Annotated in this window: 29 protein-coding genes, 1 tRNA gene and 1 pseudogene; 15 read left to right on the forward strand and 16 right to left on the reverse strand. The window is 60.9% G+C overall.

What is annotated here, in order from left to right; genetic code table 11:
- Nucleotides 1-2: 2 nt before the first annotated feature.
- Genes hisA through hisB form a run of 3 tightly spaced genes read right to left on the reverse strand, consistent with a single transcriptional unit; the run spans nucleotide 3 to nucleotide 1938 of the window.
- Nucleotides 3-740 carry a 1-(5-phosphoribosyl)-5-[(5-phosphoribosylamino)methylideneamino]imidazole-4-carboxamide isomerase gene (hisA, locus tag SPBM01_RS19800; RefSeq protein ID WP_188063175.1) on the reverse strand — a complete coding sequence of 246 codons (738 nt, stop codon included), beginning with the start codon at nucleotides 738-740 and terminating at the stop codon, nucleotides 3-5.
- Nucleotides 737-1354, reverse strand: coding sequence for an imidazole glycerol phosphate synthase subunit HisH (gene hisH, locus SPBM01_RS19805; RefSeq protein ID WP_188063176.1), 618 nt, complete (start codon nucleotides 1352-1354; stop codon nucleotides 737-739). The genes hisA and hisH overlap by 4 nt, the downstream gene beginning before the upstream one ends.
- Complete coding sequence (gene hisB, locus SPBM01_RS19810) at nucleotides 1351-1938, reverse strand: imidazoleglycerol-phosphate dehydratase HisB (protein WP_188063177.1); 588 nt, start codon at nucleotides 1936-1938, stop codon at nucleotides 1351-1353. The genes hisH and hisB overlap by 4 nt, the downstream gene beginning before the upstream one ends.
- A 96-nt stretch (nucleotides 1939-2034) precedes the next feature.
- Here hisB and SPBM01_RS19815 point away from each other — a divergent pair, with 96 nt between their 5' ends.
- On the forward strand, nucleotides 2035-2511 hold the full coding sequence (locus SPBM01_RS19815) for an SspB family protein (protein ID WP_188063178.1): 477 nt from the start codon (nucleotides 2035-2037) through the stop codon (nucleotides 2509-2511).
- A gap of 235 nt (nucleotides 2512-2746) precedes the next feature.
- Here the strand turns inward: SPBM01_RS19815 and SPBM01_RS19820 are convergent, their stop codons facing one another.
- A complete protein-coding gene (locus SPBM01_RS19820) occupies nucleotides 2747-3046 on the reverse strand; it encodes a type II toxin-antitoxin system RelE/ParE family toxin (RefSeq protein WP_188063179.1) in 300 nt (99 codons plus the stop codon).
- Nucleotides 3043-3312 (reverse strand): CopG family ribbon-helix-helix protein, encoded by a 270-nt coding sequence (locus SPBM01_RS19825; protein ID WP_188063180.1) that lies wholly within the window; start codon nucleotides 3310-3312, stop codon nucleotides 3043-3045. Before SPBM01_RS19825 ends, SPBM01_RS19820 begins: the two co-directional genes overlap by 4 nt.
- A 277-nt stretch (nucleotides 3313-3589) precedes the next feature.
- On the opposite strand from SPBM01_RS19825, the gene fumC reads away from it, so the two are divergent.
- Together fumC and SPBM01_RS19835 are read left to right on the forward strand one after the other, a co-directional pair.
- Nucleotides 3590-4975, forward strand: coding sequence for a class II fumarate hydratase (gene fumC / locus SPBM01_RS19830; protein WP_188063181.1), 1386 nt, complete (start codon nucleotides 3590-3592; stop codon nucleotides 4973-4975).
- A gap of 49 nt (nucleotides 4976-5024) precedes the next feature.
- The gene (locus SPBM01_RS19835; RefSeq protein ID WP_188063182.1) at nucleotides 5025-5348 is read left to right on the forward strand and encodes a hypothetical protein; all 324 of its coding nucleotides are present in this window, start codon (nucleotides 5025-5027) and stop codon (nucleotides 5346-5348) included.
- Here SPBM01_RS19835 and SPBM01_RS19840 read toward each other — a convergent pair.
- Nucleotides 5345-5899, reverse strand: coding sequence for a DUF2585 domain-containing protein (locus tag SPBM01_RS19840; RefSeq protein WP_188065851.1), 555 nt, complete (start codon nucleotides 5897-5899; stop codon nucleotides 5345-5347). The two genes, SPBM01_RS19835 and SPBM01_RS19840, sit on opposite strands and share 4 nt — an antisense overlap.
- A gap of 59 nt (nucleotides 5900-5958) precedes the next feature.
- Between SPBM01_RS19840 and gmk the strand changes: the two genes are divergently transcribed.
- Nucleotides 5959-6624 carry a guanylate kinase gene (gmk, locus tag SPBM01_RS19845; RefSeq protein WP_188063183.1) on the forward strand — a complete coding sequence of 222 codons (666 nt, stop codon included), beginning with the start codon at nucleotides 5959-5961 and terminating at the stop codon, nucleotides 6622-6624.
- 6 nt (nucleotides 6625-6630) lie between these two features.
- Here gmk and SPBM01_RS19850 read toward each other — a convergent pair whose 3' ends face one another.
- Nucleotides 6631-7695, reverse strand: coding sequence for a class I SAM-dependent methyltransferase (locus SPBM01_RS19850; RefSeq protein WP_188063184.1), 1065 nt, complete (start codon nucleotides 7693-7695; stop codon nucleotides 6631-6633).
- A complete protein-coding gene (lgt, locus tag SPBM01_RS19855; RefSeq protein WP_188063185.1) occupies nucleotides 7685-8551 on the reverse strand; it encodes a prolipoprotein diacylglyceryl transferase in 867 nt (288 codons plus the stop codon). Before lgt ends, SPBM01_RS19850 begins: the two co-directional genes overlap by 11 nt.
- A gap of 169 nt (nucleotides 8552-8720) precedes the next feature.
- Here lgt and SPBM01_RS19860 point away from each other — a divergent pair, with 169 nt between their 5' ends.
- The 5 genes and pseudogenes from SPBM01_RS19860 to SPBM01_RS19880 all read left to right on the forward strand — a co-directional run bounded on the left by SPBM01_RS19860 (nucleotide 8721) and on the right by SPBM01_RS19880 (nucleotide 13444).
- Entirely contained in the window at nucleotides 8721-9842 is a 1122-nt protein-coding gene (locus tag SPBM01_RS19860) for a Ppx/GppA phosphatase family protein (RefSeq protein WP_188063186.1), read from the forward strand.
- On the forward strand, nucleotides 9839-10537 hold the full coding sequence (locus SPBM01_RS19865; RefSeq protein WP_188063187.1) for an RlmE family RNA methyltransferase: 699 nt from the start codon (nucleotides 9839-9841) through the stop codon (nucleotides 10535-10537). The genes SPBM01_RS19860 and SPBM01_RS19865 overlap by 4 nt, the downstream gene beginning before the upstream one ends.
- Before the next feature lie 18 nt (nucleotides 10538-10555).
- Nucleotides 10556-11194 (forward strand): annotated as a pseudogene (locus SPBM01_RS19870) (magnesium chelatase domain-containing protein); the annotation flags it as partial.
- 103 nt (nucleotides 11195-11297) lie between these two features.
- Nucleotides 11298-12959 (forward strand): recombinase family protein, encoded by a 1662-nt coding sequence (locus SPBM01_RS19875; RefSeq protein WP_188063188.1) that lies wholly within the window; start codon nucleotides 11298-11300, stop codon nucleotides 12957-12959.
- A gap of 146 nt (nucleotides 12960-13105) precedes the next feature.
- On the forward strand, nucleotides 13106-13444 hold the full coding sequence (locus SPBM01_RS19880) for a hypothetical protein (RefSeq protein ID WP_188063189.1): 339 nt from the start codon (nucleotides 13106-13108) through the stop codon (nucleotides 13442-13444).
- Nucleotides 13445-13485: 41 nt separating this feature from the next.
- Here SPBM01_RS19880 and SPBM01_RS19885 read toward each other — a convergent pair whose 3' ends face one another.
- The 7 genes from SPBM01_RS19885 to SPBM01_RS19915 form a co-directional block, all read right to left on the reverse strand.
- Nucleotides 13486-13716, reverse strand: coding sequence for a hypothetical protein (locus SPBM01_RS19885; RefSeq protein WP_223177750.1), 231 nt, complete (start codon nucleotides 13714-13716; stop codon nucleotides 13486-13488).
- A 94-nt stretch (nucleotides 13717-13810) separates the two neighbouring features.
- Nucleotides 13811-14086, reverse strand: coding sequence for a hypothetical protein (locus SPBM01_RS19890; RefSeq protein WP_188063191.1), 276 nt, complete (start codon nucleotides 14084-14086; stop codon nucleotides 13811-13813).
- A 172-nt stretch (nucleotides 14087-14258) separates the two neighbouring features.
- The gene (locus SPBM01_RS19895) at nucleotides 14259-14555 is read right to left on the reverse strand and encodes a hypothetical protein (protein ID WP_188063192.1); all 297 of its coding nucleotides are present in this window, start codon (nucleotides 14553-14555) and stop codon (nucleotides 14259-14261) included.
- A 439-nt stretch (nucleotides 14556-14994) separates the two neighbouring features.
- Nucleotides 14995-15462 (reverse strand): excalibur calcium-binding domain-containing protein, encoded by a 468-nt coding sequence (locus tag SPBM01_RS22130; protein WP_316724700.1) that lies wholly within the window; start codon nucleotides 15460-15462, stop codon nucleotides 14995-14997.
- A 48-nt stretch (nucleotides 15463-15510) separates the two neighbouring features.
- On the reverse strand, nucleotides 15511-15711 hold the full coding sequence (locus SPBM01_RS19905; protein ID WP_188063193.1) for a DUF5818 domain-containing protein: 201 nt from the start codon (nucleotides 15709-15711) through the stop codon (nucleotides 15511-15513).
- A gap of 148 nt (nucleotides 15712-15859) precedes the next feature.
- Nucleotides 15860-16366: a hypothetical protein gene (locus SPBM01_RS19910; RefSeq protein ID WP_188063194.1), complete on the reverse strand. Its 507-nt coding sequence runs from the start codon at nucleotides 16364-16366 to the stop codon at nucleotides 15860-15862.
- Between the two features lie 306 nt (nucleotides 16367-16672).
- Nucleotides 16673-17428: a transcriptional regulator gene (locus tag SPBM01_RS19915; protein WP_188063195.1), complete on the reverse strand. Its 756-nt coding sequence runs from the start codon at nucleotides 17426-17428 to the stop codon at nucleotides 16673-16675.
- Nucleotides 17429-17667: 239 nt separating this feature from the next.
- Between SPBM01_RS19915 and SPBM01_RS19920 the strand changes: the two genes are divergently transcribed.
- The 6 genes from SPBM01_RS19920 (at nucleotide 17668) to SPBM01_RS19940 (ending at nucleotide 22377) form a co-directional block, all read left to right on the forward strand.
- Entirely contained in the window at nucleotides 17668-18327 is a 660-nt protein-coding gene (locus tag SPBM01_RS19920) for an SOS response-associated peptidase (protein WP_188063196.1), read from the forward strand.
- A gap of 492 nt (nucleotides 18328-18819) precedes the next feature.
- Complete coding sequence (locus SPBM01_RS19925) at nucleotides 18820-19512, forward strand: hypothetical protein (protein ID WP_188063197.1); 693 nt, start codon at nucleotides 18820-18822, stop codon at nucleotides 19510-19512.
- A gap of 54 nt (nucleotides 19513-19566) precedes the next feature.
- The gene (locus SPBM01_RS22055) at nucleotides 19567-19698 is read left to right on the forward strand and encodes a hypothetical protein (protein WP_262504273.1); all 132 of its coding nucleotides are present in this window, start codon (nucleotides 19567-19569) and stop codon (nucleotides 19696-19698) included.
- A 598-nt stretch (nucleotides 19699-20296) separates the two neighbouring features.
- Nucleotides 20297-21046: a hypothetical protein gene (locus tag SPBM01_RS19930; RefSeq protein WP_188063198.1), complete on the forward strand. Its 750-nt coding sequence runs from the start codon at nucleotides 20297-20299 to the stop codon at nucleotides 21044-21046.
- Nucleotides 21047-21062: 16 nt separating this feature from the next.
- Nucleotides 21063-21743, forward strand: coding sequence for a recombinase family protein (locus SPBM01_RS19935; protein WP_188063199.1), 681 nt, complete (start codon nucleotides 21063-21065; stop codon nucleotides 21741-21743).
- A 142-nt stretch (nucleotides 21744-21885) separates the two neighbouring features.
- On the forward strand, nucleotides 21886-22377 hold the full coding sequence (locus tag SPBM01_RS19940) for a hypothetical protein (RefSeq protein ID WP_262504463.1): 492 nt from the start codon (nucleotides 21886-21888) through the stop codon (nucleotides 22375-22377).
- Nucleotides 22378-22467: 90 nt separating this feature from the next.
- On the opposite strand, the gene SPBM01_RS19945 is transcribed toward SPBM01_RS19940, so the two are convergent.
- A tRNA-Met gene (locus SPBM01_RS19945) sits at nucleotides 22468-22554 on the reverse strand.
- Between the last annotated feature and the right edge of the window lie 142 nt (nucleotides 22555-22696).

Below are 22696 nucleotides of genomic sequence, written 5' to 3' on the forward strand. Positions count from 1 at the left end.
ATTTACGCCGCCGCCCGCGCCACCGCAAACGCGGTTTTCAGGTCCAGCCGCCCGTCATACAGCGCCCGGCCCGTAATCACGCCCTCGATCCCGTCCTCGACATGCAGGCTCAGGATGCGAATGTCGGCTATGCCCGCCACGCCGCCGCTGGCGATCACCGGAATGTCGGTCGCCCGTGCCAGATCGACCGTCGCTTCGACATTGCAACCTTTCAGCATCCCGTCGCGGCCGACATCGGTGAACAACAGGCTGGCGACGCCTGCATCCTCGAACCTGCGGGCCAGGTCGATGACCGGCATGTCGGATTTTTCCGCCCAGCCATCGGTCGCCACGAAACCGTCGCGCGCATCGACCGCCACGACGATACCGCCGGGAAAGTCGCGCGCCGCCGCCTTGACGAAAGCGGGGTCTTTCAGCGCCGCCGTGCCGATGACGATGCGCGATACGCCAAGGTCGAACCAGCGCTCCACCGCCGCCCGATTGCGGATGCCCCCACCCAGTTGCACATGGCCCGGAAATGTCTCGACGATCCGCTCCACCGCGTCCGCGTTGACCGCATGGCCCGCAAAACTGCCGTCCAGATCCACGACATGCAGATGCTGCGCCCCCGCCTGCGCGAACAGCGCAGCCTGCGCGGCAGGATCGTCCCCATAGACGGTCGCACGGTCCATATCGCCCTCGGCCAGGCGAACGACCTGCCCGTTTTTCAGGTCGATGGCGGGAAAGACGATTAAGCTCATGGCTTCCACTCCAGAAAGCGCGACAGGAAGGAAAGGCCATAGCTCTGGCTCTTTTCCGGGTGGAACTGGCAACCGATGATGGTGTCGCGCGCCACGGCGGCCACCAACGGCCCGCCATGGTCGGTCACCGCCGCGACATGGGCCGGGTCGGTCGCCTCGAAATGATAGCTGTGCAGGAAATAGCCCTCGCCCGGCACCAGCAGCGGCGACGCGCCGTTCAGCACCACATCGTTCCACCCCATATGCGGCACCTTGACGCTGGCGTCGGCCCGCTCGATCCGCCGCACCGTGCCGCCGATCCAGCCCAGCCCGTCATGCCGCCCGAATTCCTCGCCCGCATCGGCCAGCAACTGCATCCCCACGCACACGCCCAGAAACGGCACAGCCCGCGCGGTCACGGCTTGCGTCATCGCATCTACCATGCCCGGAATCGCAACCAGCGCGTCGCGGCACGCGCGAAACGCGCCTACGCCCGGCAACACGATCCGGTCGGCCCGCGCCACGACATCGGCATCAGCGGTAATGACGACATTGTCCGCCCCCGCCTTGCGCAACGCATTATGCACCGAATGCAGGTTGCCCGCGCCATAGTCGATCAGGGCGATCGCGCTCACAACATCCCCTTGGTCGAAGGAATAGCGTCCGCCTTGCGCGGGTCGATCTCGACCGCCTGCCGCAGCGCACGGGCCAGCCCCTTGAACGCGCTTTCGACGATATGATGATTGTTCGCACCATAGATCAGCTCGATATGCAGCGTGATGCCCGCCGCCTGCGCGAAGCTGTGGAAGAAATGCTCCACCATCTCCGCGTCCCATTCGCCGATCTTCTGCACCGTGAAGGGCAGCTTGCACACCAGCCAGGGCCGCCCGGAAATGTCCAGCGCCACGCGACTCAGCGTCTCGTCCATCGGCGAATAGACGCTGCCATATCGGCTGATCCCCCGCTTGTCGCCCAGCGCCCTGGCCACCGCTTCGCCGATCGCGATGCCGGTATCCTCGGTCGTGTGATGCTGGTCGATATGCAGGTCGCCCACGGTTTTCACGTCCATGTCGATCAGCGAATGGCGCGACAATTGCTCGATCATATGGTCAAGGAATCCGATGCCCGTCGACACCGTATAAACGCCCGTGCCGTCGAGGTTGACGGTCACATCGATCTGGGTTTCCGCCGTGTTGCGGTGAATCTCGGCTCTACGCATGGCCGCCCTATAGCGCGATGCGCCCATCTTGCAATCTGGACATGCAATGGTCGGCCGGGGTTGACCCCCGCTTTCGGGCCGTTAGGACATTGCGCCATGAGCGAAGATCTGCCCGACAGCCTGATTCCCTATGACGAAATCGTGCAGGAAGCCCTGCGCGCCGTCGTCGGCCGCGTTTTGGGCGAGGTGCAGCAGAGCGGCGGCCTGCCCGGCGTCCACCATTTCTATATCACCTTCAAGACGCAGGCGCCCGGCGTCACCATCCCCAAACATCTGGTGGATCGCTTTCCCGACGAAATGACCATCGTCCTCCAGAATAAATATTGGGACTTGAAGGTCAGCGACCGCCATTTTGAAGTCAGCCTGACCTTCAATCAGATCGCCGCCAACCTCTACATCCCCTTCAGCGCGATCACCGCATTCGTGGACCCCGCCGTCAACTTCGCCCTGCAATTCCAGGTCGCAGCAGACGCATTGCCCGAACCCCATGACGCGGCCGAAAATGACGCGCCGCAAGTCGTGGCCGAGGATGGATCGAACGTCGTGACCGTGGACTTCGGCAAGAAGAAGTAAGCGGGCGGGGCGGTAACGTCGCGCGGCACTCATGCCGATCGCGCCGTTGCAACACCGGCAGGAAAGCTGCCCTTCGCTTAAAGACGACTTGCAGACACCCATTTTCGTCATCCCAGCGAAGGCTGGGATCTCACTTCTTCTAACGAAACGCCTGAAAGCAAAGAGAGATGCCAGCCTTCGCTGGCATGACGGAGGAGGAGGGCGGAGCGTCCGCTTCCCACCCAATTCAACGACCTCACCCCGGCCAATCGCCATACTGCCAGTCCCGCGCCGCATGAACGACCCGCAGGATCGTGATCGTCGCATCCTCCCCGCTCACCGCATAGGCTAGGATGTAGGGCAGGCGCGCTACTGACTTCTCGTAAGTGCCGCCGAAACGCCCCGGATGGCCAGTGGCAAAGTCGCCCAATCCGTTCCCGGATCTCTGGATCGCTGCCAGAACCCGCTCGGCGGGATCGGGATCGTCGGATGCGATGTGGCGCAGAATGTCGAGATAATCATCCTTCGCGGCGTCCGCCCAGACGACTCGCCTCATTGTCCGGCGGCTTTCCTCTGCCGCGCCTGAGCAATAATCTGTTCGGCGCGCGCCATCACCTCATCGTGCGGCGTGACCCGGCCCGCTGCCATATCGGCCAATCCGCGCTGTATCCCCTCGATGATCTGCAATTCGCGGTTCACATAAGTTTCGAGCGCTTCCGCGGCGAGAAAGGATCGGGTGCGGCGCGTATCCTGTGCCAGTCGCCCAAGTTTTTCCTTGAGCGCGGGCGTGAGCCGGATCGTCATCGTCGTGCTGGCGTTCATGCCAAGTCCCTCATTTTGCAGTCTGTACACAATGTAACACAACTAGATGGCCATGTCGCCATGCGCATCCGCTGACCCGTGCCAGCCTGTCCTACGGCTTGCGAAACCCCTAACGCTTCATGCGTCCCATGGACTAATTTAGCGAACTTCCACATCCGGCCCCCACAACCACCCGATCCAGACCCCCAGCTGCGAAATTAACCCCTTGGATTCTGCCGCATCCACCCCAAATCCCTATTTAGAATTGCGAATAATTCTTAACTGAAAGGCGCCTCCGATGTCCGCAACCCGCACCGAAACCGACAGTATCGGCGCCATAGAGGTGCCAGCCGACGCTTATTGGGGCGCGCAGACGCAGCGCAGCATCGAAAATTTTCCCTTCGATTCGACCGAGCGGATGCCGATCGGAATCGTCCATGCGCTGGCCATCGTGAAGCAGGCAGCGGCACGGGTTAACCGCCATCATGGGCTGGATGCGCGCGCCGCCGATGCGATCGAAACTGCCGCCGCCGCCGTGGCTGCTGGCGACCATGACGACCAGTTTCCGCTGGTCATCTGGCAGACCGGTAGCGGCACCCAGACCAATATGAATGTCAACGAAGTGATCGCCGGGATCGCCAATGAAGCGCTCACCGGCACGCGCGGCGGCAAGGTGCCGGTCCATCCCAACGACGGTGTGAACTTCGGTCAATCCTCCAACGACAGCTTCCCCACCGCGCTGCATATCGCCGCCGCGCTGGCGGTCACGAAATCGCTGTTTCCTGCGCTCGACCGGCTCCATGCCGCGCTCGACGTCAAGGCAAAGGCGTGGGACCATATCGTCAAGATCGGGCGCACCCATTTGCAGGACGCGACTCCGTTGACGCTGGGGCAGGAATTTTCCGGCTACGCGCATCAGATTTACCGTAGTCGCAAGCGGATCGAACCGGCGGTCGATCACGGCATGATGGCGCTGGCGCAGGGCGGCACGGCGGTCGGCACCGGCCTGAACGCACCGCCCGGTTTCGACGTCGCGGTCGCAGCGGAAATCGCGGCAATCACGGGCCTGCCGTTCCGCACTGCCGACAATAAATTCGAAGCGCTCGCCTCCAACGACCCGCTGGTCCACCTCTCCTCGACGCTCGCCACGCTGGCGGTCGCGCTGACCAAGATCGCCAACGACATCCGCCTGCTCGGTTCCGGCCCACGTTCGGGGCTGGGGGAGCTTGACCTGCCCGCCAACGAACCGGGCAGCTCGATCATGCCGGGGAAGGTCAATCCGACCCAGTGCGAAATGCTGACCATGGTCGCCGCGCAGGTGATCGGCAATCATCAGGCCGTGACCGTGGGCGGGATGCAGGGCCATCTGGAACTCAATGTGTTCAAACCGATGATCGGCGCGGCAGTGCTGCGCTCCATCCTTCTGCTCGCGGTGGGGATGGACAGTTTCGCGCAGCGCTGTGTCGAGGGGCTGGAGGCCAACGAAGCCCGCATCGCCGAACTGGTCGATCGCTCGCTGATGCTGGTGACGGCGCTGGCCCCGGAAATCGGCTATGACAATGCGGCGAAGATCGCCAAGCACGCGCATCGGAACGGGCTGACCCTGCGGCAGGCGGGGCTGGACCTGCACCTGGTGGACGATGCGACCTTCGACCGGCTGGTGCGCCCGGAAAATATGACATGATCCACATCAACATGGCGGAACCGCCCGCGTTTCGATACATTAACCCCTTATGAAGAAGCCGCTCGCTCCCTCCGCCCCGCTCGTCACCATTCGCCCGCCCCACAAGGCTGGCATGTTGCGCAAGGTCGCGCGCGTCGGTGCGACTGTGGTGGCCGCGCGAGTCGCGGCGGCGACCGGCAAGAAGGGTGTATTCGGCCTGATCGCGGGCATGGGTGCCAAGCGCGTCATCATGCGCTTCCCCGCTGGCGCCCTGTTCGTCACTGGCGCCTATATGGCAGGCAAAATGTATGAGGCCAAGCGCGAGGCGGATCGCAAGCGCAACCTTAAGCTGCTGCCCGACCGGAGCGCGGAGCCGCTGCCGGGCAAAGACTAAAGCCCGGCCTGCCAGTCGCGGACGGCATCGATCGGAAAGGACAGCATCAGGATATTGAGCGCCAGATTGTCCCGGATGACGATCAGCGCGACCAGTTCGAACCCTATGCCCAGCGCAACCGTCGCCCACAACGGCGCGCGCGACGCGAACAGGAAACCCAGCGTCATCATCCCGATGTCGCTTACCGAATTGAGGATGGAATCGCCCGAATAGCCAAGTGCGATCGTGGCGCTGCGATAACGGTCTATGATGATAGGCGAATTCTCCAATATCTCCCAGGCCGACTCGACCGCCACGGCCATCGCCAGCCGGACGCCCAATGGCCGCCGCTGCAACGCGATCCACCCCGCGCCGTAAAACAGGAAGCCGTGGATCACATGGCTCAGACTATACCAGTCCGCGACATGCTGACTATTCCCGCTGTCCAGCGCGCCGTGCCACAGTTTGATCGTGCCACAGGTGCAGATCGGTGGCCGCTGCATCAGGAACAGGACGATCGCGGCGCCCAACGCGATCAGGCCCGCGATGACAAACCCCCGACGATTGGCCATGTTGCGTCGCATATCCGTCCCCCTCTTGCCAAAGCCCGTCGCAAGCGTCACTAGCGGCCATGGCCGACCTTATCCCGACCGAAACGCCCGACTTCAAGCGGCGCGGCGTTCTTTTCGTCCTTTCCTCGCCGTCCGGCGCGGGCAAGTCCACCATCGCGCGCAAATTGCTGGCTGCCGAACCGGACCTGTCCATGTCCGTCTCCGCGACCACGCGGCCGATGCGGCCGGGCGAAGTGGACGGTAAGGATTATCACTTCGTCGATCTGGAAGCGTTCCGCCAGATGACGACCGACCATGAATTTCTCGAATGGGCGCATGTCTTTGGCCAGCGCTACGGCACGCCCCGCGCCCCGGTCGAAGAGATGCTCAAATCGGGCAAGGATGTCCTGTTTGACATCGACTGGCAGGGCGCACAGCAATTGCACCAGATCGCCGGCGGCGATGTCGTCCGCATCTTCATCCTGCCCCCCTCGATGGAGGAACTGGAACGTCGCCTGCGCGGGCGCGGCACCGACAGCAACACCGTCATCGAAGGCCGGATGGCCCGTGCCGCCGGTGAAATCGCCCATTGGGATGGCTATGATTATGTGCTGTGCAATGTCGATGCCGACGATTGCTTCGCGCGGGTTCAGACCATCCTGCACGCCGAACGGATGAAGCGCAGCCGCCAGACCGGCCTCATTGGCTTCATCCGCAAACTGGGTCGCTATCATCAGGACGATTGAGGCCGCCTAGACTCCAAAGCCCGCCGGGTCGGCCCAGTCGGGATGAACCCACGCCATTGCCCGGAACAGCATCCCCATCGCGTCATCATCAGTCAGCCGGGCGCGCGCCGCCTCCACTTCCTGCGCCCGCGCGGGACTGGTCCGCACCAGTTGCGCGGCGCGCGCGTCGATGCCCAGATCGCGCAGCAATGCGCCCTGACCAACAGTCCCCAGCACGCGCAATCCTGCCTGTCGCGCCATATTGCCGATCATGGTGAAATCGACATGGGTGGTCAGGTCGACTTCGCCCGGATCGGCGAAGGGGTCGGCATATTGATGCGCCCTGACCGCCTGCAACGTGTCGCCCAGCAACGGCCCTTCATAACCATAGTCTATGATGATCGCGACGCCGCCCTGTCTGGCGATTCGTTGCGCCAAAGCATAGGCAATGGCCGCGCCCACGATCGGGGTTTCGATGATTGCGCCATCCTGCGCCCCCGCGGCAATAGCGGGCAGGCCCGATTCGATCCGGCGATAGCCCGGCACCGCCATGAAGCGCCCCTCCGCTTCCCGCCGGATGACGACCCGTTCGCGCCATTCGTCGCCGACGCGGACGCACTGACGTACAGGCAAGGCATCGAAAAATTCATTGGCGACGATCAGCAGCGCCCCCTCGTTCGGCAGGCTGTCGATCGCGTCATGATGGACGACATGGGGGATCAGCGCGCGCTGCCGTTCACGCAGCGTCGGGCTGGTTTCGACGAAATGGACGCGCGGCGCGAGCGCGGCGCTTTCCATCGCCCGCAGCGCATCGGACGCCAGTGTCCCGCGCCCCGGTCCCAACTCCGCATAGAGCGCGCCGGGTCGCCGACCCGAACGCATCCACACGTCCGTCAGGCACAGCCCCACCAGTTCGCCGAACATCTGGCTGATTTCCGGCGCAGTCGTGAAATCGCCCTCTACGCCCAGCGGATCACGGGTGGCGTAATAATGCTGATTCGCTTCGGCCATATAATGCGCAACGGATATTGGCCCGCCCGCCGCAATCTGCCGCGCCAGCCGTTCGCCCAACGGCAGTGGTTCAGCCGACACTCGCGCTTCCCGCGATCGGCTCCACACGCTGGCGGCGACCTTTGGCGGTGGCGATCAGATAGAGGCCGCCCATAATCATCGGCACGCACAGCCACTGGCCCATATGCAGGCCAGTGCGCGCCGCAAACTCCATCAACTGTGCGTCGGCTTCGCGCACATATTCGATGGCGAAGCGGAAGCTGCCATAACCCAGCAGGAAAATACCGACCAGCATACCCGGCTGATAACGCGCCCGCGTCCGCCAGAAGGCGAAGGCAAGGATGGCGAACAGGACAAGGCCTTCCAGCGCCGCTTCATACAGCTGGCTGGGATGGCGGGCGAAGGGACCGCCGGTCGGGAAGATGATGCCCCATGGGACATCGGTTTCCTTGCCCCACAATTCGCCATTCACGAAATTGGCCAGGCGCCCGAAGAACAGGCCGAAGGGGACGACGCAGGCGACATAATCGTGAATGCGCAGCCAGCTGAGCTTCTCCTTGCGCGCCATGTAGAGAATACCGAGCGACACGCCCACAGCACCGCCGTGGAACGACATGCCGCCATTCCACAGCTTCAATATGTCGAGCGGATTGTTAAGGATTTCAGGCTGGTAGAAAATGACATAAGCCAGCCGCCCGCCAATGATGATCCCCAGCGTTGCGTAGAAGATCATGTCATCGGCATGGCGCCGCGCCATTGGCGACCCCGGCTGTGCGATCAGCTTGAGCAGATACCAGTAGCCGATCAATATGCCCGCCAGATAGGCGAGGCTATACCATTTCAGCGTGAAGAAGCCGAGGTCGAGGGCAATGGGGCTAAGGCCCAGATCGTCAAAACGGATCGCGCCCGAAGCGGCGGCGGCAAGGTCCAGGATCAAATCGGCTTTCCTCTAATGGACAGGCCCGACCCCATAGAGCAAGCGCGCGCGAAGATGAAGGGGGCGCGCAAAGGGCGTGCGCCTTGCGCATCGGTGCGGTTCTGCCTAAGCATGGTCGCCAAGTTCCTGTCCCGCTTTGGGGCTGGCGATATGAAGCGAGTTTACGGCCATGGTGCAGCACAGCCGCCCATCGCCGCAGAGTTCCGGCCCGACCGGCCGATTTGCGGGCAAGTCCGTCCGTTCCGGTCCGGGTGATGGAAGCAAGGCTGCGGCCATTCCCCCCCCGTCGAAGCAGCGGGGATTTGCGCCTTACGCGGCGCGTGACCGGCGATCTTATGCGGCGATCGACCTTGGCACCAATAATTGCCGCCTGTTGATCGCCAAGCCTTCGGCCGATGGTTTCATCGTGGTCGACGCCTTTTCGCGGATCGTCCGTCTGGGCGAAGGTCTGGCGGCGACCGGGCGGATCAGCGACGCGGCGATCGAACGGGCCATTGCCGCGCTGTCGGTATGCGCCGACAAGCTGCGCCGCCGCCATGTGACGCTGGCGCGATCGGTCGCGACGGAGGCGTGTCGGCGCGCATCCAATGGCGAAGAATTTATTCAACGTGTCTATCGCGAAACCGGCATCGCGCTGGACATCATCAGTGCGCAGGAAGAAGCGCGGCTTGCCGTGCTGGGCTGCCATGCACTGCTGGAGCCGGGCGATGGTCCGGCGCTGATTTTCGACATTGGTGGCGGATCGACCGAACTGGTTCTGGTCGACGCCGATGGCGCGGCGGGTGCGCCACGCATCGTCGATTGGGTCAGCGCGCCCTGGGGCGTCGTGTCGCTGACGGAAAGCGAAGCCTTCGACCATGGCGATCATGACGAACGGCTGGCCGCCTACGACCGGATGCGCGCGCGGGTGAGTGAGGCTTTCTCGCCGCTGGCCCGCCGCCTGCCGCAGGGTGTGGAGGGGATCCGCTTGCTCGGCACGTCGGGTACCGTGACGACGCTTGCCAGCTTGCACCTCAACCTGCCGCGCTATGACCGGCAGGCGATCGACGGGCTGATCGTGCCGTGCCATTCCATGCGCGCCATTTCCGAACGGCTGTCGACCATGACTCTGGCGGAACGGCAGAAGCTGCCCTGCATTGGTACGGAACGGGCCGATCTGGTGGTGGCGGGCTGCGCGATATTGGAATCGATCCTCGACATCTGGCCAGCCGAGCGACTCGGCGTTGCCGATCGAGGTATCAGAGAAGGCATTTTACGCGGCCTGATGGACCGCGACGGGAGAGTGATGTGAGGGGCGCGGGCGTTGGCAAGGTGCGGGTCAAGACCGCCAAGGGGCGCACCGCGCAATCGGTACGCTGGCTCGAACGACATCTGAACGATCCCTATGTTCGCAAGGCAAAGGCGGAAGGCTGGCGCAGCCGTGCGGCTTTCAAGCTGATCGAACTGGATGAGAAATTCCATTTCGTGAAGGGTTCGCGCGCCGTCGTCGACCTTGGCGTAGCGCCGGGCGGTTGGGCGCAGGTGGTGCGCAAGCTGGCGCCCAAGGCGGCCATCGTCGGCATCGACCTGCTGCCGGTAGATCCCATTGCGGGCGTCACTCTGTTCGAAATGGACTTCATGGACGACAAGGCACCCGCCATCTTGCGCGACGCGCTGGGGCAGGCGCCGGATCTCGTCATTTCCGACATGGCGGCCAATACGGTCGGCCATGCCCAGACCGACCATCTGCGCACCATGGGACTGGTGGAAGCGGCGGCGTGGTTTGCGGTGGAAAATCTGCGCAAAGGCGGCACCTTCGTTGCCAAGGTTTTTGCCGGCGGCACCGACGGCGAACTGCTGGTCCTGCTGAAAAAGAATTTCACGACCATCAAACATGCCAAGCCACCGGCCAGCCGCAAGGGCAGCGTCGAATGGTATGTCGTTGCGCAGGGGTTCAAGGGGCGACCCGATGAACCGGCAGAAGCCCCGGCTGACGAAGCGCAATAGCGGAAAAGGCGGGGGCAATTGGTCGCATCGGTATCGACGGTCGCCTATCTGGGGCTGGAAGCGCGCGGCGTCGATGTGCAGTGCCAACTGGTCCCCGGCCTGCCCAATTTCATCGTCGTCGGTCTGCCTGACAAGGCAGTCGCCGAAAGTCGCGAGCGAGTGCGTAATGCCATCGCCGCGATTGGCCTGTCGCTACCGCCCAAACGCATCACCGTCAATTTGTCTCCCGCCGACTTGCCCAAGGAAGGGTCGCATTTCGACCTGCCGATCGCGGTAGCCCTGTTGGGGGCAATGGGCGTGATCGACGCGGAAACACTGGCGGGCTATGTCGTTGTCGGCGAACTGGGCCTGGACGGGCGCACCGCGCCGTCGCCCGGCGTGCTGCTGGCCGCGCTTCATGCGGGGGAACGGGACATGGGGCTGGTCTGTCCGGTGGCTCAGGGGGCGGAAGCGGCATGGGCGGGGCAAGTGGAAGTGATCGCTGCGCCTGACCTGCTTAGCCTGCTCAATCATTTCAAGGGAACGTCGGCTCTGTCTCCACCGCAGCCCGGTGCAGTCGAAGCGCCGTTGCGGACCGCTGACCTGAAACAGGTCAAGGGACAGGAAACCGCCAAGCGCGCGATCGAGATTGCGGCGGCGGGCGGCCATAATCTGCTATGGTTGTGTAAAGAGCAAATCCGGCATAGCTCTGATTTTTTCAGTGCTGCCATGAATAGGCTTGCTGCCCTATCATGAGCATATCTGCCGAAGGAGGCGGAACATGCGGGTCATAGCTTACAGTCGATTTTCTTCGCAAGAGCAAGGACGTGGATCGACGTTAGTCCGACAAAGGGCACTGATCGAAAGCTTCTGCCGCCGTAGCGGATGGCATATAGCAGAGTTCGTTACCGACGAAGGTGTTTCGGCCTGGACCGGCGCGAATATAGAATCGGGAAACTTAGGCCAACTCATCCACCGGCTGCGGGAGGATGGAGGTGCCAACACGCTCATAGTAGTGGAAAAATTAGATCGATTATCGCGGCGTGCGCCATTAGAAATGCTAAAATGGCTGGAAGTGATTTGTGGAACGGGAGTCGAAATTCGAACTGTTGATGGATCACATCATATAACTGAACGCGCGCTTCGCGATGATCCATTTAAGCTGATAGGCATCGTATTTGAAGCATTCCGTGGCCATGACGAATCAAAAGTGAAATCGGAGCGGGTTTCGGACGCATGGCGAAGAAAACGCGAGGCGCATCGCCCGATGACTGCTCTTTCACCAGCATGGCTAAAGCTATCCGCGGACCGTTCTAGCTACGAAATTATCCATGATCGAGCGGCGATAGTTAGACGAATTTTTAATGAAACAGAACGCGGAATTGGTAAAAATGCTTTGGCAACCACGTTCAATCGCGAAGGAGTGCTGCCGTTTGGTCGAGGAAAAGGGTGGCATGCTAGTTATATACAGAAGATCGTTCGTAATGTCGCGGTTCTCGGCGAATTCCAACCTCATACCAAACCGCGTGGCGGTTTAAGGCAACCGGCTGGTGATCCAATACACAATTACTTTCCACCAGTAATATCCGAAGATCAATTTGCTAGGGTGAACGATCGGCGTCACGTGGCATTGCTGCGGCAACAGGGGCCGGGGCGCAAGCTGTCGAACTTGTTCACCGGTATCGCAAAGTGCGGCGCGTGTGGCGGACGAATTACATTTCGGAATAAGGGTCTGGCATCACGAGCCGATGGGAGAGAAGTGGAAGAATCATATCTGGTTTGTGACAATGCCCTCCGAGGTCACGGCTGCACCGAGCGTCATAGCTATAATTACCCTGGTATTCGGGAAGCCATACTGGATTTGATATTGCATCTTGCTTTGGACGACCAACATTTCTCTGATCCAAACTCAGTAGCAGATTTGCGATCTACTGAAGCCGCAATTATAAGGAAGATCAGTGATCTCAAGAAAAGGCAAAGAAATATTTTACGACTGGTAGAAGGCGATGAGTCAGATGATTTGGCAGTGGGAAGGTACAAAGAGATTCAGGCCGAGTTAAAAATTGTCAAACTTAATCTCGAACAGATAAAAATCAATATTAATGATCATAATAATAGGATTAGCCCGGCTCAGCACTTGAAGAGGGTGTCAGAAGTTCGCGAGCTTATGTTGGATAGTGATACAGAAATAAGTTACAAATCACGAAGTATTGTGAAGGCGGCTTTAAATGATATTATCGAAGATATGTCTTTAAAAAATGGTCGAGTTTCTGTCATCTTGGTCGCCGCCTCAGCTGCGATATTTTTGGATCGCTCTGGGAAAAACCGGTCTATGTTTGATCTTGTCAAAACTGGGCGTTCTCCTGTATTCCGTGACCCGGAGAAGGAACAAATTTGGCGAGCATATATGCAGCGAAAAGGTCGGGGCGACGAGCTAGCTTGAATTAGTGTCGGCAGCACTTGGATAGCGTCAATCACTGGTCCCCGCCGCCCCATCCCGCTATCGACTCCCATACATCACCCAGCCGGACCGGACCCGGCCCCACGCCCAGCCCTCCGGCCCCGCTGCCCAACAGCAGGAGCCCGAGAATGTCCCTCCCAACCGGCCTATACAAGATCGCGTTCACCTCCAGCTACGGCGTCGACTTCGGCGTCTTGGTCCTGCAGGAAGGTGGCAAGCTGCGCGGCGGCGACAGCGGCAACGCATACGTGGGCACGTACGAGGAGGACGGCGACTTGCTGACCATGCAGGTCAGCGTGACGCAGCATCGGCGGGTGCCCGGTGCTGTTATGAACGTGCTGGGATTTAACAACATCGTGGTGGAAATTGGCGGCCGGACTGACGACGCCACACTGCGGCTGCGCGGCACGTCTAAGCACGTACCGGGCGTACGGTTTGACGCGCGGCTGACGCATATTGCGGACTGACCGTCATAGCTGCCCGCCCATACATGCCGGCGACCGTCGCGTCAGGCAGGTGTGCGTGGCACACTCTGAAAAGGGCGCTGCCCACCGCTGAAAATCATGTGTCGATGCCAGAAAAGGGCAACCTGTTGGTCGCGCACGCAAATCTGACGCCGCGCTTCCATTACGGCTATGGTCTGGTGGAACGCTTCGTCGCTCAGCTCAGCCAACTCTGGAAGAGGAATGGGGCCAGCCCCCAAATGCTGAAGAATTTGGTTTTCCAGGGTCATCGGCATGCACAATGTTGCGACCGCACAAATGGTTCAACACGGATGCTTCGTTAACCCTGTTTTTTGCGACGGGCCGAGCAGAGGAATAAAGTGGCGGTATTCAGTGTAGGGTCGCCCCGGCTGGCACGTCGTCCTCGTCGTCGAGAAACGTCGCCATCCCCTCGGTGACCACCGCCCGTGCAAATGCTTCGAAGGCGGCGGTGTCAATGTTGAACATCTGGTCCCACACGATGGACGTGCCGCAGTCGTTGATAACCTCTAAGCCCCATAGACGCTCGCTCTCCAAGCGAAATATGTGGACACGAACGGTTATGCCGTCGCGGCTTACGGTGCGCGAGAGCGGGGATTCGAATATTTCGGGATCAGGCTCTGGCATGCGGTTCTCGTAGTTGCATAGACCCTAGCTGTATGTTGGCGCACGCCGAGGTGAAAGAGTAAAGTGCCGACATGACGCCATCGACGAACGGTCGTCGCTGGCCGAGCTTAAGCGGGCGAACTTACAAACCTCGAGAGGGGCACCGAAGGTTTAATTCGGTGCCCAGATCCTGTCAGTTGCCATTTACAATCTTCGCCCGCTCTGCCGGGGTCAGCGCGTCAGCGTTAACGTCGGCGTCGTCGATGGCCTCTTCCTTGGCGTCGCCTGCCTCTCGGGTCGCGTCAGCGTTGGCTTGCATCATGTCCTCGGCCGTGCCGCTCATGTTATCCGCCATGGCGTCCATTTTGTCGGCCTTGTTCTCGGCTGCCTCCTGCACCTGCTCGCCAAGCTTGTCGTCACCCTTGCCGCCGCAGGCGGCCAGCGCCAGGCTCAGGCCGATAGCCGCTGCTATAGTGGATGTGCGCTTCATTCCGTCTCTCCCTTTGGTAAGCGAGCATAACGATTAAAGGCAGACTTGGCTCCCAAGGCCCGGTGCCCGGGCTAACACGCAAGGTCGACTGTCGCCGCCTGCCATGGCTCTGCCATACCGGTGCCACGGCTGGACATCCCAACAGTGGCAGAAAAAACCGAGCTTTTGCGCGGGTTGTAGAGCGTCTGCCATAGCTGCCATAGCTGGAGGCTTCGACTGTCTACATATATAGGGCGGGCTCTTCGGTGCTACATTACTCTACCGGTATATCTCCCCCGCAATATTAAAGAGATAAGCTATGGCAGCTATGGCAGACCGGAAATTAGCGAGCTGTTAGAGTGGTTTAGTCTGCCACCCCTTCGCCGCCTACTGTGCCACATGGGTGGCAGACGGCGCGACGGCTATGGCAGACGGACGGCCAACGGGCGGGAATGAAAGGTCATTGCTGTCCCCGATAGGGCTCGCAAGCTATGCCGTCAGCGTCGCCATCCATATGTGGACCGTATCCTGGCTGTCCGGCGTACAGTGGCGCGGCACCGGCGGCTCTGGCCTGGGCGCAATTACGGTAGGACCATCCGGCGCTGGCTACGGGCAGGGGGCGGACGTGTGTCGCGGTCCCTACGCCGCCGGACGCGGGTTGCTGTGCGTCAAGCTCTGCGGCTGACATGCTGGGTGCGGGTGAGTAGGGTACGGTGTCGGCGAGAGCCAGAGGGCTGCCAGTCGGCACGGTATTTTGCTGATCGCGTTTGCCGCCAACAAACAGAGACGCCGCTCCTATGGCAATGCCAACTGCCACAACGGCCACCAGCCGTAGAGCAATATATCCGCGTCGCCGCAGGCGTCGCTGGGCCGCGTAGTAGGCCCCATAGCGAACTGGCACCGCGCGGAATGGCTTCTTGAAGGACATGGTCCGGCATAATGCCGCGCGTGGGTAAAAGATTTGTTGTCGCCGCCTTCAAGCCAAGCCCATCTTTTCCACTGCAACCACATCGTGGCCCTCGCGCACGCCCTCGACGCGCACCGTGGACCCCAGCAGACGCTCGTGCTTACCCAGCGCCAGCAATCGCCACTGTCCGCCGTCGGGCATGCGCAAGACGAGCTGGCGGCCGTCCAGCAGCAGCAGTCCTTCTAGAATAATCGGGCGATGCTTAGGCATGGCTGGCTGGCCTGTTACGTTGCTACATTAGGTCAGGGCATCGAGACACGACGGCATATCCATGCCGACTGTTGCCACCCGATCTTCTCATTAAAATCGAATGTAGATAGGGGGTATTAACGTAGCAACGTAACAAATTTTGCCACGGTTACGCTGGCCGAGCGTCGTTGCTGACCTGCGACCCGGAAGTGATCCGCGCGTCTACCGTCGTTAGCCAATTCTCAAACTCCCATTCGTCTGCGGTCAGCAGTCTCGGGATCAGGGTGCTGGTGCGTCTGCTGCCGAAGAGTCCCGCGCGTTTGGGCGCGTGATGAAGCACGACGACGGGGACTTTGTTTCTGCCGCCTATCTCCTTACGCTCGACCCTGTATATGTCGGCCCAGCCCAAAGCGATGGGATGTCCCGCGCTGCGCAGGCGCACGCCGGTGTCGTCGCTCTCCGCTGCCACGCAGCCAGAAGCCACAAGCACCACTAGCTTTATCGCACAGTGTGCGAAGATCGCCGCTAGTCCCAGTAAAAGCACCATCATGCCGTTTTGCCCCAGCACGCCGTGCAGCGCAGCGTAGCGACCGCTGCGGCTTGGCTCTGGCATGTCCAGCGCAAACACGGCGCAGACGATGGCTATTGTCGAAACAAGGATTGCAGCCAAGATCATGCGTCAGGGCCAGTATTTCAGGATCATATGCTTGCCTCCACATCCCTGCTGACCTTGAGCGTTTGGCGTTAACAATTGGTGGCCTACGCTACGCTGCTACGCTGTGACGGTCTTTTTGGGGAGACGAGGGGCTGTGGATGTTCGGCGTTGCCATAACTCCCGCCGCAATGGTCGGGCGGGCGTCATAATGGGTGGATGGCGGAAAGGCAGGTTTTGGTGTTCGAACTGCGAAAGTGGATGTCCAGCGAGGAAACGCCTAGCGGATCTTATAATTACTTCTCCGACCGTTTCAGGTGAGAGGTGCGGCTAGTACTCAGGACCGCGATTCCAAGCATCTAGTTCTACTTGAATTGCCCGCACCTCCGCGTTTCTTTCGCCTGCATTTAAGCGAACAATCTCCAATTTACCTTCCCAGCGATGCTTAGAAGCTAAAAGAAACCTCCTGCGATCTCCTTTCGCCAGACGCAGTTCGTCGCGGATTTCTATCAATCGCCGCCGGCAAATTTTCATCTGCTCATCCAAGTCGCCCGGCACTCCTGCCAGTATGTGCTGGCCACGAAGGGCCGCACCACCTCGTTTGCGCGTTTGACCCGTAGTCACTCTGATTTCCAGCAGCAGCGTACTGATCGACGTTCGAACTTTTTCGCCCGGCGTCTCTGGGAATTGATCGTCCAGAAAATGGAAGTTGAGCGCTTGAATGTGGGATGCGATGTTTTGGTCGGTGAACGAAACTGGTAACCAGTTGTGGGCAAACTCATTCCGAATTTTGCGGAGCCTATCAAAGTCGCTGGCTTGGTGGGGCGTCAACAGACCGAGTGCATCTGCCATGCGGAGGCGGGCTGAGAACGTGCCCAGTGGGGCGTTAAAGCCATCAAGAAGCTTTTCTGCCGACTCACCCGGTATAAGGTATGCTTGGATTAAATCGCGCAGAGCCTCTTCTGCGAAGGCCGCGAGAGACAGTATCAGCGCTCTTTCGTCAAGATCAGCAATCATCGAATTGAGGCGGTTTAAATCGCTAAAAACATCGTCTTGTTCGGTTTCCAGTCCCTTCGCTTTAGCCATTAGTTCGCCCTAGATTTGTGAAATTTTGACGTCGTCATGCTCGCTCAATGACCGCTTTGAGGTATCTACGAGATAGTTTTCAAGGTCCAAAAATGGTCGGCGTCCGACCGTCTGCTTTTCTAACGCCTGAACCTGAACGAATGACCGGTTCCAGGAAACAGAAATTACCCGTTGGACGGCAACAAGTGGCGCACTACCGACATTGACAACCCCGGCTTGTGGCGCGACCTTTTCACCGCATGTGCAACCTCTACACCCTTCGCACGAGCGCGGCCGAGGTTGCCTCGCTATTCGGCGCTGCGCCGCCGCTGGCGACGAACTCTCCCGACGAGACTGTGCCCGGCCATCCAGGGTTGGTTGTGCGGGAGTTAGAGGGCCAGCGCGTTGTGCAGTCCATGACCTGGGGCTTTCCGCTGCCACAGAAAAGCAAGCGCTCTGGCCAGCCGATAAAGCCACTGCCGGTAAATAACGTGGCGGACCTGGCCAAGCCTATGTGGCGCGGTATCGCGCCCAAGCCGCGCTGGCGCTGCATTATACCTGCCACTGGCTTCGCGGAGGCGGAGGGCGAGCCCCGGCGCAAGACGCGAACTTGGTTTTCGGTAAAGGACCAGCCTATATTTGCTTGGGCGGGTTTCTGGCGCGAAAGCGTGGAGTGGGGGCCAGTGTACACGGGCCTAATGACAGGCTGTAACGAAGCGGTGCGGCCTTACCACGATCGCATGCCGGTACTGTTGCATCCTGACGAGCACGATCGCTGGCTGCAAGGCGACATGGACGACGTGATCGGGTTCCAAGCCAGGCGCTATCCACCCGCGCTGATTGTTGTGGAGCGTACAAGCGAGCTGTGGATTAAAAGGGCGGGCGCGGCGCAGGCGGGCGCTGAAAGCCGCTGGCTCTAACGCACGACGTTCGCCAAGCCTGGTGTTACCGTGCTACGCTGGATCAGGACTATCTGACGCGGCTGTTGGTAAGCGGGCCCGGGCTGCCTAGCCAGTCCACTTACTCAACATCGAAATTCAATCATGACATTTTATGTAGCACCGTAGCAGAGGCGGGCCTTGGCCTTCTTCGCTGCGGCATCTCCGTGGCTCTCGTGTAGCCAAAACATGGTGCCGCCCGTCGTCACTTGCCAAGCCACTGGGCAAGCGGCAGAAGGTCGGCACCGCTGGAGACAGCGGTGGGGCGTGGAAACCTCTGAAGAAACCAGCCGGTCACAGATTTTCTGGGGCCGGGTGGCATGCGCGCATGTCCAGCCGGTTCTGCCGGTAAAGGCGCATGCGCCTGTGGGTTTCTCCAGGTTTCCAACATCCGGCTTTCGGCCGTCGCCCCAACATCAACATGGGGCGACGCCGGGGTGGATGTAGCGCGTGGTCCCGCGACAGGGGACGAGCATGAGGACCAACCGATCTACATTTGCAGCAATCGCGACAAGCACCGCTATCATGCTGGCTGGCTGCTCGGAGCCACGACCCGCTGCTCAGGATGTTCAGTGGTCGCTGGAGCCACTTGCCGACAAGCAGGGCTATCAGTTCAAACTGGTTGCTAACGTGACGCCCGGTCTCGGCGGATGGTATCAGCCCGTCATCACGGTGGTGGACGAGCGGGGTTGTCGTAGCCGGGCAGAGACCGACGAGACGCAGGTGATGGATACCGCCGCCCCCGATCCGCTGCATATGCAAGCCAACTATAAGTTCGAGAAGTTTCCGCATCGCGTCGCCACGGCGGAAGCAACACTGATCTATTCCGAAATCGACCCTACTGCCGGGACTGCAGATGGTGTTCGGCGGACGCAGGTTTTCTCGGAGACGCGGACTATAGACCCGATCGTCAAGGTGAAGCAAAACCCGGTAAATGCTTGCGGTAAGCCCAAGGTCAAAAGCCAGCAGACTCCTCCTTCTCAGTCCGGCCAGGATACCGCAGCCACCATTATAAACCTGCGCGGCTATCTCTGCGGTCAGGTGACGGACATATATCCACGCGGGTCCAACGCGCTGGTGGTCCATTGCACTTTATATCGCGACAGGCGCGGCAAGGCGCAGTATCTGGTTCACACTGATACGGCTTCTGTCGAGAGGCTCGACTGATGCGCGGCCTTCAGCATTCAGCGCAGCGCGCGGGCAGCTGCCATCATTGCCGTTATGGCCGTCGCCATTCCGGCTGGGCATGCCGAGCAGGACAAGATCATTTGGAACGACCCGCGCGTCGGCATGTCCGCAAAGGAGGTGCGTGCGCTCTATTCCAAGGGCCGCACGCAGCTGACGAACGATTGATATGCCGTCGTCCGTGGCTCGTATAACGAAAACGGGTTGAGCGAGGTTCGGTTGGAATGGGGCTCTAAAGGACGTGGGCTGGATGTGCCGCGAAGTTGTGACGGCGTCACTGCAAGCCAAGTACGGCGATCCCGCCCGACGGCAGGATGCCATTCAGAAAAACGATTGCCTTAATCCCTCCGCTGGCGGCATCGCTGGCCTTCTAGGGCAGCTATGCAGTGCGTATCAACCAAGCCACCGAGTGTTTATCCAGTGCGAGAGCAACGGGATCCTCATAACCTTGGAGCGAGACATGGGCAGCACCAGCAACTGGTGGGCGGTATACAAAAGTGTCGCCGGACGCGGCGGGAAAGCTGTAAGGGCAGAAATTGTGGCAGCGTCGAAAATCAAAATTCGAATTTTCGACGCTGCCGAGAGGCGGTCACTGACGTTCTGGGAGCCCCGCTGGGTATATTCCCCCAAGGTACCATAGGCATTTATGCGGCGAGGCGTTCCAAGATGCTTCGCCTATTGACCGACGTCACTTTACTTCTTCCATGAAACGTTGATCGAGTCGTTGCCAACGAGACTGTGGCGCACCGTAGACTGGAGCGACGACATGACAAAGACCTCAGCGCTATCGCGCAATACTTTGACCACACGGCTGGGTGCCAGCCCCAAGACCCTCCATCGCAAAGCCATGGAAAAGGCAGCCGCCGCGCCCGCGCCTGAGGGCGAGAGCCTGGAGGACATATTCCCGGCAACGCCCGTCGCGAAGCCTGACGACGGCACAGTGGGTGCCGCCGCGCTGCCCGTCGTTGGTGCTGGCGCGCCCGGCGACCATGCCGAGACGCAGGCTGACGACGGCACCGCACGTGCGGCCATGGTGGGCATGACCGAGCCAACAGCACCCCCAGCTTCCGCCGACGAGGCTTCCGCCTCTCCGTCCTCGACCGGCGCAGAGGATCAGTCGGCACCTGCCGCGCCAATGCAGTCGGCTGCTCCGGCCTCGTGGTCTGACGCTGACGAGAGGGCGTATCAAGCCTTGGCAACGCGGCGCAAGGCGGCTGGCTTCCAGCGCCGGGGCCGCGACGTGTCAGCGCAGCGGGTCACGATCGGTGCCGTTACGCCAAACCCCGGCACGGTCAACAGCACCATCTATGAGCTGGTAAAAGCCCACGGCCCGATTGGCCGGGGCGAGCTGCTCGACCTGATGGCCACGCCCGCCTTTGACCATCCCAAGGCAAAGGGCGGCGATCGGGCATGGAGCCAGGGCTACGTACAGGGGGCGGTTGCGGCCGGATTTTTGATGACGCAGACGGATGATGGCGTCGGCGAGCGCTCGCCCAGCGGTTCGGCAGCGGCTTGACGCGAGGAGACGCCCGATGGTCGCCATCGTCGCCTATTATCGGGTCTCAACGGATAAACAAAATCGCTCAGGATTGGGGTTGGAAGCGCAACGCGCCGCTGTCGAGGGTTATGCCCTCGGCGGCGGCCACCGCATCGTCGCTGAGTATGTGGAGGTAGAAAGCGGCAAAAGGGCTGATCGGCCCCAACTTGCAGCGGCACTGGCCGCTTGTAGGCTCCACAGGGCAACGCTGTGCATCGCAAAGCTTGATAGGCTTAGCCGCGATGTTTTGACCATCGCGACACTTATGAATGGTGGGGTGGATTTTGTTGCGGTCGATATGCCCCATGCCAATCGGCTTACTATTCACTTACTGGCGGCCATCGCCGAGCATGAGCGGGAGATGATCAGCCAGCGGACCAAGGCCGCGCTTGCCGCCGCCAAGGCGCGGGGCGTGCGGCTGGGTAATCCCAATGGCGCGGCGGCGCTGCTGACGGGGTGCAGGGAGGCGGCGGCAAAGGGCGGCGCGGCTTCGCGCCAACGGGCCGACCAGCGGGCGGCGCAGATATTGCCCCTGCTGCGACAGTTGGAGGCTACAGGCTGTAACAGCATTAGGGCCATGGCTACGGCGCTAAACGTACAGGGCGTGCCAGCGCCCAACGGCGGCGTGTGGTATCCCGAGCAAGTGCGGCGGGCGCTGCGCCGGGCGGAAGCTTAACCCCCCGGTATACCGGCTATGCCCAAGGCCGCCGACCAAGACTGATCCGTTCTGGATCAAGCGGTTGTGCGCGCGCACGGACCTGCTCTATGGCCTCCCCCGGTCGCGCAGATGCCGACAGGGGGAAATTGTTTTGAAGATTATGACGTTGTTTCGCGCTGCTATCGCGGTGGCTATTGCCACACCGTGCCTGCCCGCCATGGCAAACGGGATCATGGTTGAGGTAAATGGCGCGCGCGCGCATGGCCACTGGGGCGGCGAACTAGGCGCGGGCTATAGCCTGACTCTTGGCGGCTTCTCGCTTCGCCCGATCGTCGGTGCGTTTGTGTATAAAGGCGACAATGATCGCTATTATCAGGACAGCTTCAGCAACGGGCAGACGCGGTGCCGTGATGGTCAGACCGGTCAATTCGCCAACGACAGCGAGTGCAACAACGTAGCGGTCAAGGCGTATGCCAAGATCGAAGCGACCTACTCCATTCCGCTGATGGCGGAAGTGGGCGGCGGCGCGCGGTTCAGTGGCGACAAGGTCCGGCCCTACGGCACGGTAGCGGTCCCGCTCGCGCCGACGATTAAGCTAAAGGGCAACGCTGGTCCGAAATATTACGCCTTGGGCCTTAAGGCTGGGTTCTAACCGTTACCGGCGCGGGGGTGCGGGGGAAATTGCTGCCGAACCTCCGCACCTGACGTGTTCAAGCGCTACCATAGGTCTGCAACCCAAGAATGCCAACGACCGGGGATCGAACCCGGCACCCAGCCCGTCGGCTGGGACCACTATGCATGATGCGTCTACCAATTCCGCCACGCTGGCGAGGAAGCGGTAGCATTCCAGCCGCCAGATGCGAAGGTCAAGGGCTGGCACCGTGCCGGTCAGCAATACAAAACCATTGGATTCGGCCCGCGTAGGGGACGTTTGGGCTGGTGTGCCGGGGAATTGGAGAATGGCCGACCTG

The sequence above is a fragment of the Sphingobium sp. KCTC 72723 genome (assembly GCF_014280435.1).
In the GTDB taxonomy this organism is placed as follows: Bacteria; Pseudomonadota; Alphaproteobacteria; order Sphingomonadales; family Sphingomonadaceae; genus Sphingobium.